Raw genomic sequence first — 10,994 nt, forward strand, 5'->3', positions numbered from 1 at the left:
CCCCAGGGGCCCTCGACGACTCCCCCGCAGCCCGCCGGCGCGAGCAGCGCGGCTGGTACCTCTACGACTGGGCCAACTCCGCCTTCTACACCACGATCATCTCGGTCTTCCTCGGCCCTTACCTCATCCCGGTCGCCAAGACCGCCGCCTGCGCCCAGGACTTCCCCGGCATGGCCTCCGACCAGTGCGTGGCCACCTTCGACGACCTGGTGATCGCCAACCCCGGGCTGGGGTACGTCGACGTGCTCGGCGCCGACATCAGGCCCGCCGCATTCTTCGGGCTGATCATGACGGTCGCGGTGCTGCTGCAGATCGTGTTCCTGCCCATCGTGGGTGCGCTGGCCGACCACACCGGGCGCAAGCGGGAGATGCTCGGCGGCTTCGCCTACATCGGCGCGCTGGCCACCATGGGCCTGTACTTCGTCGAAGGCGACCGCTACATGCTCGGCGGTGTGCTGTTCGTCGTGGCCAACCTGGCCTACGGCTCCTCGGTCGTGGTCTACGACTCGTTCCTGCCGCAGATCTCCACCCCGGCCGAACGCGACACGGTCTCCTCGCGCGGCTGGGCCATCGGCTATCTCGGCGGCGGCCTGCTGCTGGCCCTCAACCTGGTGCTCTACCTGCAGCACGAGAGCCTGGGGCTGGCCGAGGGCATGGCGGTGCGCATCAGCATGATGTCGGCAGGGCTGTGGTGGGCCATCTTCACCATCGTCCCGCTGCTGCGGCTGCGCAACCGGCCGGTGCCCGCGCACGAGAGCACGGCGCTGCGCTCGGCCGGGGGCAGCTTCCGCCAGCTCGGCCGCACGCTGGCCGAGCTGCGCCGCTACCCGCTGACGCTGCTGTTCCTGGTGGCCTATCTGGTCTACAACGACGGCGTGCAGACGGTCATCGGCAACAGCGCGGCCTTCGCCTCCGAGGCCCTCAAGCTGGACAGGACCGTACAGATCAGCGCGATCCTGATGGTGCAGTTCGTGGCGTTCTTCGGCGCGCTGCTGCTCGGGCGGCTGGCGGGCATCTTCGGCACCAAGCGCACGGTGCTGGCCAGCCTGGTGGTGTGGACCGCGATCGTGGTGGTGGCCATGTTCGTCGGGGAGAGGCAGGCCCTGCAGTTCTACCTGATGGCATTCGCGATCGCGATCGTGCTCGGCGGCACCCAGGCGCTGTCGCGCTCGCTGTTCTCGCAGGTGATCCCGAAGGGGCGCGAGGCCGAATACTTCAGTCTGCTGCAGATCAGCGACAAGGGCTCGGCGTTCATCGGCTCGCTGACGGTGACGGTAGCGCTGCAGCTCACCAACAGTTACCGCATCGCCATCGTCTCCATGATCATCTTTTTCGTGCTCGGTTTCGTGCTCCTGGCCCTGACCAATCTGCCCAAGGCCATCCGCGCCGCGGGCAACGAGGTCCCCGAGCGGATCTGAGCGCTCAGCCGGCGCTCCCGCCGACCTGAGACCCGACGAGCATCGTGCCCGGCCCCTGGGCCGCTCCAGGGCCGGGCACGGCCGTCACCGTGCCGGCCGTGACCTCGCCGCCGCAGTGCGGGCAGGTGACCACGGGGGTGAAACGCTCGCCACAGGAGTGCACCAGCAACGCGGGCGGGCCGCCCGGCGGGGTGGACCAGCGATCGCCCCAGGCCATCAGGGTCGTCAGGGCGGGCACGATGTCACGGCCCGCCTCCGTGAGGACGTACTCGTGACGCACCGGCCGCTCCTGGTACGGCCGCTTCTCCACCACCCCCGCCGCCACCAGGCGCTCCAGACGGCCGGTCAGGAGGTTGCGGGAGATGCCCAGATCCTCCGCCAGATCGTCGAACCTGCGCAGCCCGAGGAACAGGTCGCGCAGGATCAGCGGCGTCCATGGCTCGCCGACCACCCCGACGGCCTGGGCGATGGAGCAGTGCATCTCACCGAACCTGTTCATGGACCCAGGATAGTGGGTTGATAAAGTGAACCCATGACAGTTCATATTCAGGACTCACCAGCCGCGGCCTACCGCCGGGCCGGCGAGGCACACGACCTCGACGCGCTCATGACCACGCTCGCCGCCGACGTGACCCTGCACTCCCCGCTCAGCGCCGAGGCCACCTTCGAGGGCAAGGACCAGGTGGGCGAGCTGTTCTCCGTCGTGCTGAGCGTCCTGTCCGGCATGCGCTACCACAGCGACATCGGCGACGACCGGACCCGCGCGCTGACCGCGACCGCCCGGCTGGGAAGCCTGGAGATCCATGAGGCCGCCGTCGTCGAGGTGGACGACGACGGGCTGGTCAGGGACATCACCCTGTTCATCCGACCGCTGCCCGCGCTGACCGCGCTGATGGGCGCCCTGGGCCCCGGCATGGCCCGCGCGTCCGGCAGGCCGGGCCTGGCGCTGCTGGTCGGCGCCGCCATCAGGCCGCTGGCGGCGATGACCCGGCTGGGCGACAGGACGCTGGTGCCACTGCTGACCCGGCGGGGCAGGAGGCAAGCGATCTGAACCGAGATCAGTGCTCTTGACATGAACCTCGCAAAAGGAGAGCATTGCTCTCACATAAGAGCGGCGAACATTTCAAGGAGCACCGATGTCCTCCAAAACGGTCGCCGCGGCGTTCGCCGCAGCCGGAATCCTCTTCTTCGTCTATCCCACGATCCGCCCCTCGGGCGACGATGCCACGGCCATGGCCTCCTCCGCCTGGGTCACCGGGCACTCCGCCGCGATGATCGGGTTCGTCCTGCTCGGCCTGGCGATGCTCGGACTGCACCAGGCGCTCGGCGACCGGTGGTCGCTGCGGGCTGCGGCGGTGACCTGGGCAGGCGCGGGCCTGACACTCCCCTACTACGGCGCAGAGACCTTCGGGCTGAACGTGATCGCCCAGCGCTCCCTGCGCGACCAGGCGCCCGCGCTGACGGAGCTGGCGGCGGAGTTCAGGTTCGGGGCCGTCCCCGTCACCATGTTCGCGGCCGGGCTCGTTTTGCTCGCCGCCGGCACGGTGATGGCCGCGGTGTCCGTCTGGCGGTCAGGAACGCTGCCCAGGTGGAGCGGGACGGTGCCGGCGCTGGGATTCGTGCTGTTCATCCCGCAGTTCTTCGGGCCATATCCGCTGCGCATCGCGCACGGCGCCCGCCCTCCTCATGGCCGGCGGGCTGTGGCTCGCCGCGGCGATCGTGAGCGGGCGCCGCGGGAAACCGGTCACGGGCCGATCAACCGGCTGAAACCGCGGCGTGTACGCGCTGAGCTGGCCCGGAACCCCCGAAGCCTCCGACCAGGAGACCCGTGGCCGGGCCTCGCAGGAAGAACCGAGGCCCCAAGCGCGATTGGATCACCTCGCAGGTGGGAATCCCATCACGGTACCAAGCGTTAGACACCGTGGGAGACAGACCCCCCACGCATGGGGGCCCTGTAGGAGGCATTTAAACATGGGCGAGCGCGCGCTTCGTGGCACCCGGCTCGGGGCAACCAGCTACGAGAACGACCGTAACACGGATCTGGCCCCACGCCAGGAGGTGCCTTACACCTGTCCTAAGGGGCATCGTTTCGAGGTTCCGCTTGCCGCCGAGGCCGAGATCCCCGCGACGTGGGAGTGCCGCATGTGCGGTGCGACCGCCGTCCGCGTGGACGGTGAGCAGCCGGAATCGAAGAAGACCAAGCCGCCGCGGACACACTGGGACATGCTCCTGGAGCGGCGATCCATCGAAGATCTTGAGGAGGTGCTCAACGAGCGGCTCGCCGTGTTGCGAGCCCAGCGTCGTAAGAGCGCCTGATCTCCTCTCACGGTGAAACCCCCGGGCGGTGCCCGGGGGTTCTTCTCGCGCGGTGACGTCAGGATTCGCGGTCTTCGCGGATCACCTCGCCGTGCACCACCCGGGCGCCCTTCGGCGCGCCCTCATCGGGAGAGGCGGTGCCGGGGAAGTCACCGCCCGGCGGGAACATGCCGGCGTACGGCGAGGCGGCGGCCATGCGCTTCACCCTGCGTTCGAAGAACGACGAGCCCAGGCGGCGCATCAGCGGCCGGGTGACCGGCAGGACGCACGCCAGCCCGAGGACGTCGGTGACGAAGCCCGGCACCAGCAGCAGCCCGCCGCCCACCAGGATCAGGCCGCTGTCGGCCAGCTCACGCTCGGGCATGCGCCCGGTCTGCATCGACTCCTGAAGCACACGCCAGGCCCTGCGCCCCTCGCGGCGCATCAGCCAGGCGCCCAGCAGGCTGCCGGCGATGAGCAGGGCCACGGTCGCCGGCCCGCCGATCGCGTCCCCGACCTGGAACATCAGCCAGATCTCCAGGACGGGGAAGAGCAGGAAGGCCAGGAAGAGCAGGAGCCGCATCGTTTCCTCGATTCCACACGCGCGTACAGCAGGAACAACGCCCGGCGCCGCCGAACCGTTCCGCCCGGCGGCGAATCGGAGCCGAGCGGCGAGAACGTCCAGGGACGGCCCCACGGCGAACCACGCGGAGAACGACGCGGCGGGCACCCGGAGCGCGTCGTGCGGCATCGCGCCGCGCTCCGGGTGCCCGCCGCATCCGAGATCGGTCTAATCGCGGCCGCGCCTGCCGCGCAGGCGCTTGGGCAGGCCCGTGACACCCCACAGCCCGATCCGCCACAACGCCTCGGACATGACCTTGCCGCTCATCTTGCTCCTGCCGACCGTGCGCTCCACGAACGTGATCGGCACCTCGACCACCCGCAGCCCGTGCCGTGACGTGCGCAGTGTGAGGTCGACCTGGAAGCAGTAGCCCTGCGACTCCACCCCCGCCAGCCCCACCTTGTCCAGCGTGGCCGAGCGGTAGGCGCGGAACCCGGCGGTCGCGTCGCGCACGGGCAGGCCGAGCATGACCCGCGTGTAGATGTTGGCGCCCTTGGACAACATCTCGCGCCGGTGCGGCCAGTTGACGACCTTGCCGCCGGGCACGTAGCGGGAGCCGATCGCCAGGTCGGCTCCGTCGGACAGCGCCTCCAGCAGCTTGGGCAGCTCTTCCGGCTGGTGCGAACCGTCGGCGTCCATCTCGACCAGCACGTCGTAACCTTCGTCCAGGCCCCAGCGGAACCCGGCGATGTAGGCGGCGCCGAGGCCCTGCTTGCCGGCCCGGTGCAGGACGTGCACGTGGTCGTCGCCAGCGGCCAGCCCGTCGGCGATCTCGCCGGTGCCGTCGGGGCTGTTGTCGTCGGCCACGAGCACGTGGGCCGTCGGCACGGCGGCCCGCAGCCGCTCGACGATCACGGGAAGGTTGTCGCGCTCGTTGTATGTCGGCACGATGACGAGCACCCGGCCGAGAGTCTCCATGTCAGTCGTTCCTCATCCGGTCGTCTCGCCGCCTGCCACGCCACGCGGCGACTCCGGCCGCCGCCGCTCCCATCACCATCAATGCCCACTCAGGAAACGCCCCCACCCTGGTTGCAAGCGTTTTCTCAGTGCGTACGGGCACCTTGACCACGTTCATGTCCGCGACCAGCTCGCGGGTCTGCCAGGAGACCTTACCGTCAGGCGTGACAAACGCGGAGATCCCTGTGGTGGCGGCGGTCACGACGGCCCTGTTGTGCTCCACCGCGCGCAGCTTGGACATCGCCAGCTGCTGCGCCGGCAGGTTGGACAGGGCGTAGCTGGCGTTGTTGGTCTGCACCACGAGGGGGGTGCCTCCGGCACGCACGGTCTCGCGCACGGTGCCGTCGTAGGCCACCTCGTAACAGTTGACCGCGCCGATCGTCACGGGCCCCATCTTCAGGTCGCCCGGCTGGTCGCCCGGCACCGACTGCCGGCCCACCAGTCCGGCCCGCTCCCACAGGGCCAGCACGATCTCCTTGAGCGGCGTGAACTCCCCGAACGGCACCAGGTGCTGCTTGTCGTAATAGTCGCCCGCTCCGGTCACCGGGTCCCACACGAGGCTGCGGGTGGCGCGGTGCTCGTCGCCGATCGCCACGACCGCGCCGACGAGCGTGGGCACCCCGACGTCCCGCACGGAGTCGTGGATGATCTGCCGGGCGAACTGGTCGCGGTAGGGGTCGATGTCGGTGGAGTTCTCCGGCAGCACGACCAGGTCGGGCTTGGGGAGCCTGCCCTCGCGTACGGCCTGGGCCAGGCGCTTGGTCTCGTTCGCGTGGTTGCGCAGGACGACGGCGGGCTCGTCGCCGAGAACGTTCATGCCCCGGCCGGGGACGTTGCCCTGCACGATGCCGATGTTGACGGTACGGCCCTCGTCGCCCGGCCTCGGCACGGCCAGGCTCAGCACGGGCACAGCCAGGGCCAGCGCCACGGGAGCCGCCCTGCGCCCGAGGCGCCATGGAGCGGCACTGCGCCAGGGCACGTGCCCGCCGCGCGACAGGAAGGCGTGGGCCAGCAGGGCGCCGCACAGCACGACGGCGAACGACACCAGCGGCACGCCGCCCAGCGCCGCGTAGGTCGTGAACAGCGACTCCCCCTGGCTGAAGGCCACCCGCGCCCACGGGAACCCGCCGAAGGGCACCAGGCCGCGCAGCCACTCCATGGCCACCCACAGGCCGCCGAACCACACCGGCCAGCCGGGCAGGCGGAACACGAGCGCCGCCGCGGCGGCCATTGCGGCGTAGAAGAGGCTCTCCGCGCCGACGAGCATGAGCCAGACGTCGTCGCCGATCGTGCGCACCCACGCCACGCCGGGGAACAGGAACGCCGCGGCGCCGACGTAGCCGAGCCAGGCGGCTCTTCTGGGGCGGGTTCCGTGGAGGGAGACGACGATCAGGGCGATGCCCAGCGGGGCGAACCACCACCAGTCGAGCGGCGGGAAGGCGGCGAACAGCGCCAGCCCGCCGGCCACGGCCGCCGCGGCCCTTGCCATCAGCACGCGCCGCGGCTCGCGTCCCGGCTCGCCCGCGGCGGCCTTGGGACCGCCCTTCGCCGGCACGCCGTCACCGGTCGCGGTCTCGCCACGCGCCCCGTGCGCCTCGTCACCATCGCTCGCGCCGCCGCCTCGCGCACCCTGCCCCACCTCGGACACCGGCCCGGACTCGAGCACGGATTCGGCCTGGGACTCCGGCCCGGACTCGGGCAGGGGCTCCGGCTCGGGCAGAGGCTCGGGCTTCGTCCTGGCGGAGGCGTCCGGACCTGGCGCATCGGCCGCTTCCCTGAGGGGCCCGCCGGTCTCCGGTGCGCTCGACGTGGTACCGGCCGGAGCGACGTCCTGCGCCAGAGCGGTGTCCGTGCCGGGAACAGCGCCGGCCTCCGGGGGCGTACGCGCGCCGTCGGGCGCCGTCACCCCGGTCGTGCCGGGCAGGGCGGGTGCGGCGGTCGCGTCAGGTGACGCGGTCGTGGCGGCCTGGGGCGACGCGGCGGCAGGGGCGTGACCACCGCCAGGGGTCGAGTCACGCCCGGGTGTGGGCGGTAGGCTCGCTCTGTCCTGAACCACTCCGGGGTCTCCTCCGCCGTCATCGCACGCCTGCTTGCGAAAACGCTACCGTCCCACGGCCCCACTTCATGCAGCGCGGCGCGGGGAGATCGAAAAAAGGCGGGCGGTCGCGGCAGGGTGATCCCGCGGGTGACGGGACCACCCGGCGCACGGCGGTCCTGCGCACGAGAACGGGAAGAGGGCCCGGAAACCCTTCGGACCGGACCCGTCTCGTCGGCGGCGAGCGCGGAATTCCGTTGTCTACTGGGCTCCCGGGCCCGTCCCGGGTCCAACCCCCCGCCCGGCTGGGGTGCCCCGACTCGACGGACCGACGGCCCTGCACCTGGCTGTGTGGACGAAGTCACACTCCGTCACGGACGCAGGATCCGGCGATGTCAGAGACGGCCAACCGGCCAAGTCCCGTGCTGGACTGCGCAGCAAACTACCGACTCCACCTCAGATGTCAACCGTGTCCCGATCAGCAGAAACATCAAGTTTTCGCAGGTGGTACATGATCGGCTGCCCGCAGCAAAGCGGATCAACGCCCATTTCCGGGCGTCTGCGAGCGCTCGGGCAAGCCCCTCAGCGCCTCGGAGAGCGGCCGCTCGTGCACGACGCCGAGCCGTTGCGTGGCACGGGTGAGAGCAACATACAGGTCGCTCGGCCCTCGTGGCGACTGGGCGGCGATGAGGTCGGGCTCGGCCACGATCACCGAGTCGAACTCCAGCCCCTTCGCGTCCGTCACCCCCATCACGGCCACCGGCGCGTCGAGGGCCTCCGCGCCCTTCGCCCGGCCGGCCCCCGGCGTCACCATCACGGTGCCGGCCACTGCCGCGGTGACCTCGGCGCCGAGCGTGGCGAGCAGCCTGTCGGGCACCACCACGGCGACCTTGCCGCCCTCGCCCACCTCCGCCTTGACCAGCTCGGCCAGCACGGAGAGCGGCGCCGACCAGGGTTGCACGCCCAGCTCACGGACGGACACCGGGGCCTCAAGCGCGGGGTCGACGGTGGCCAGGACGCGCGCCGCGACCGCCATCAGCTCGACCGGCGTGCGGTAGTTGACGGTCAGCCGCTCCTGGCGCCAGCGCCCGGCCACGTACGGGTCGAGGACCTCCGCCCATGAGCGTGCGCCGGCCGCCGAGCCGGTCTGCGCGATGTCGCCGACGATCGTCATCGACCGCGTGGGGCACCGCCGCATGACCGCCCGCCAGGCCATCGGCGACAGCTCCTGGGCCTCGTCCACGATCACGTGCCCGTAGGCCCAGGTGCGGTCGGCGGCGGCGCGCTCGGCGGTGGTGAGGTGGGGGCCGTCGCCACGCTGGCGTTCGGCGAGGCGCTCGGCCTCCATGACGTCGGACAGGCCCGTCAGCTCCAGGACCTCGCGGGCGTAGGCGAGCTCGGCCTCGCGCTCGCTCTCCTCGGCCTGCCTGGCGGCGGCCAGCTCCTCCTCCGCCTGCATGGCGCTGGCGCGCAGCACCTGCTCGTCGATGTCGCCGAGCAGGTCGGCCGCCTCGTCGAGCAGCGGCACGTCGGACTCGGTCCACGCGCCGCCGTCCCGGCGCAGCAGCGCACGCTCGCCGGGGGTGAGGGACGAGGCCGCGTACTCCAGGCGCTCGGGCGAACCGTACAGGCCGAGCAGGAGGCGCTGCGGCGTGAGATACGGCCACAGCCGGTTGAGCGCGGACTTGACGACCGGTTCGGTACGCAGCTCCTCGCGCATGTCGGCCAGGTCGTCCTCGTCGATGAGCACCTTGCCGATCTTGCGGGCCTGCTGCCGGGCCAGCGCGTTGAGCAGCGACCTGACGAAGACGGAGCGGGCCTGGTTGTGCGGGCGGCGCGAGCGGGTCGCCTTGTTCCTGGCCGCGTCGAGCATGGCACGGTCGATGGAGAGGGTGAGGCGGCCGAGGGTGAGCTCGACGGGCTTGCGCGGTACCCGCTGCCGGTCGCGTACGGCCTTGGCGATCACCGCGGCCATCCGCGCGTCCCCCTTCAGCGCCGCCACCTCGGACCGCTCGCGGGCGGTGGCGGTGACGCCGGGATAGAGCTCGCCGACCGTGGACAGCAGCACGTCGTTCTCGCCGAGCGAGGGCAGGACCTGCTCGATGTAGCGCAGGAACGTGAGGTTGGGCCCGAGGATGAGCACGCCCCTGCGCTCCAGCCGCTCCCTGTGCGTGTAGAGCAGGTACGCGGCGCGGTGCAGAGCCACGACGGTCTTGCCGGTGCCGGGACCGCCCTGCACGACCAGTACGCCGTTCAGGTCGCCGCGGATGACGCGGTCCTGCTCGGACTGGATGGTGGCCACGATGTCGCGCATGCGGCCCGTGCGCCGCTCGTCCAGCGCGGCCAGCAGGGCCGCCTCGCCGTTGAGCGTGGCGCGGTCGTCGTCGGTGAGCGAGTCGAGGTCGAGCAGGTCGTCGTCGACGCCGGCCACCGTGCGGCCCTTGGTCTGCAGGTGGCGACGCCTGGTCACGCCCATCGGGGCGGCGGGTGTGGCGCGGTAGAACGGCTGCGCGACCGGTGCCCGCCAGTCGATCAGCAGGCGCTGCTGTTCGTCGTCGGTGAGGCCGAGCTTGCCGATGTAGAGGCGGCCCTCCTCGACGTGGTCGAGCCGGCCGAAGGCCAGGCCGCGCTCGACCGCCCAGAGCCGGGCGAGCCTCAAGGCGTACATCTCGGCGAACGTGTCGCGCTCCGACCTGTTCTGCATCGTGCCGACGGCGCCGCTGGCCAGCACCTCCTTCAGCTGTCGCTGGGTGCGCTCGCGCAGCTCGTCGAGACGGTCGTAGAGGCGGGTGACGTACGCCTGCTCTCTGGCGCGTTCCGTTTGACGCGTTACCGTCTGACCATTAATGTGGTTAATGGGACACTCCGTGCCATTCTGCTTGTTGTTACGACAAACGATGACATTAGCACGCCTGATGCGGCGCTCCCATCACGTCGTCCCGTTCACAGCGACTCTCGGATTATCAGTCATCGCCTGTAGCGGGTGTCCAGTACGCCGGTGACGACAAGACCGTCCGCAGCGCGCCCGCTACGGGTGGCCCGGCTCTCGCTGGGCGGCCCCCACCGGGGCCGTCGCCGGCCTGCGGAGAACGGCACCCGCCAGGACCGCCGCCCCGGCGGCGGCGTAGGCGTACGTGCCCGCCGCCGGGGCGAGGTAGGCCACCGCGCCCGCCAGGGGGACGCCGAGCCATTCGCCGCGGCCGTCCAGGGCCACCAGGGCGACGATCAGCAGCGCGTACCACGGATATCCGGGGGTCAGCAGGAGGAACGCCGTGCCCGTGACCACCAGCGCCCCCCGCCACGGCCGGTCCGGGTCGCCGCGCCTGAGGACGTGGAACGTCACGGCCGCCATGACGGCGAGGACGGCGGGCACGGCCCAGGAGTCGGGCAGCACCAGCCGCAGCAGCCCGTAGCGGTCACGCGCCCCGGCCTCGTCGTAACCCTCCTCGGCCACGTACCCGAACAGGTACCCCAGCACCGAACCCCGCGACACCACGACGTAGGGCAGGTAGGCGGCGGCCACGACGAGAACGGCGAGCGCCGTCGTCCACCCGGCCCGCCGTGCCGCCCGGCCGCTGGACAGCACCCCGGACAGCGGCCCGGACAGCACCACGGCCGGCACGAGCTTGACCGCGATCGCCCCACCCAGCAGCACCCCCCGCCAGCC

The 10,994-nt window shown here is 71.3% G+C and carries 9 protein-coding genes and 1 pseudogene; 4 read left to right on the forward strand and 6 right to left on the reverse strand.

Annotated elements, in window-relative coordinates; all coding sequences use genetic code 11:
• A partial coding sequence (locus tag E1294_RS48425; RefSeq protein ID WP_132518945.1) for an MFS transporter occupies nt 1-1,418 on the forward strand: 1,418 nt, incomplete at its 5' end.
• A 4-nt stretch (nt 1,419-1,422) separates the two neighbouring features.
• Here the strand turns inward: E1294_RS48425 and E1294_RS48430 are convergent.
• Nucleotides 1,423-1,917 (reverse strand): winged helix-turn-helix transcriptional regulator, encoded by a 495-nt coding sequence (locus E1294_RS48430; RefSeq protein WP_220448373.1) that lies wholly within the window; start codon nt 1,915-1,917, stop codon nt 1,423-1,425.
• Between the two features lie 33 nt (nt 1,918-1,950).
• Between E1294_RS48430 and E1294_RS48435 the strand changes: the two genes are divergently transcribed.
• The 3 genes from E1294_RS48435 to E1294_RS48445 all read left to right on the forward strand — a co-directional run bounded on the left by E1294_RS48435 (nt 1,951) and on the right by E1294_RS48445 (nt 3,734).
• Nucleotides 1,951-2,469, forward strand: a complete 519-nt coding sequence (locus E1294_RS48435; protein WP_132518947.1) for a nuclear transport factor 2 family protein — start codon at nt 1,951-1,953, stop codon at nt 2,467-2,469.
• Nucleotides 2,470-2,554: 85 nt separating this feature from the next.
• Nucleotides 2,555-3,334 (forward strand): hypothetical protein, encoded by a 780-nt coding sequence (locus E1294_RS48440; protein WP_132518950.1) that lies wholly within the window; start codon nt 2,555-2,557, stop codon nt 3,332-3,334.
• A gap of 55 nt (nt 3,335-3,389) precedes the next feature.
• The gene (locus E1294_RS48445) at nt 3,390-3,734 is read left to right on the forward strand and encodes an RNA polymerase-binding protein RbpA (RefSeq protein ID WP_132518953.1); all 345 of its coding nucleotides are present in this window, start codon (nt 3,390-3,392) and stop codon (nt 3,732-3,734) included.
• Between the two features lie 58 nt (nt 3,735-3,792).
• On the opposite strand, the gene E1294_RS48450 is transcribed toward E1294_RS48445, so the two are convergent.
• From E1294_RS48450 to E1294_RS53775, 5 genes and pseudogenes are all read right to left on the reverse strand, one after another.
• Nucleotides 3,793-4,464 carry an FxsA family protein gene (locus tag E1294_RS48450; RefSeq protein WP_246083810.1) on the reverse strand — a complete coding sequence of 224 codons (672 nt, stop codon included), beginning with the start codon at nt 4,462-4,464 and terminating at the stop codon, nt 3,793-3,795.
• Nucleotides 4,465-4,503: 39 nt separating this feature from the next.
• Entirely contained in the window at nt 4,504-5,253 is a 750-nt protein-coding gene (locus E1294_RS48455; RefSeq protein WP_132518956.1) for a polyprenol monophosphomannose synthase, read from the reverse strand.
• A 1-nt stretch (nt 5,254) separates the two neighbouring features.
• On the reverse strand, nt 5,255-7,348 hold the full coding sequence (gene lnt, locus E1294_RS48460) for an apolipoprotein N-acyltransferase (protein WP_246083811.1): 2,094 nt from the start codon (nt 7,346-7,348) through the stop codon (nt 5,255-5,257).
• Between the two features lie 517 nt (nt 7,349-7,865).
• Nucleotides 7,866-10,058, reverse strand: a complete 2,193-nt coding sequence (locus E1294_RS48465) for a HelD family protein (protein ID WP_132518959.1) — start codon at nt 10,056-10,058, stop codon at nt 7,866-7,868.
• A 297-nt stretch (nt 10,059-10,355) separates the two neighbouring features.
• A pseudogene (locus E1294_RS53775) lies at nt 10,356-10,994 on the reverse strand (hypothetical protein); the annotation flags it as partial.

This window comes from Nonomuraea diastatica (assembly GCF_004349015.1).
In the GTDB taxonomy this organism is placed as follows: Bacteria; Actinomycetota; Actinomycetes; order Streptosporangiales; family Streptosporangiaceae; genus Nonomuraea; species Nonomuraea diastatica.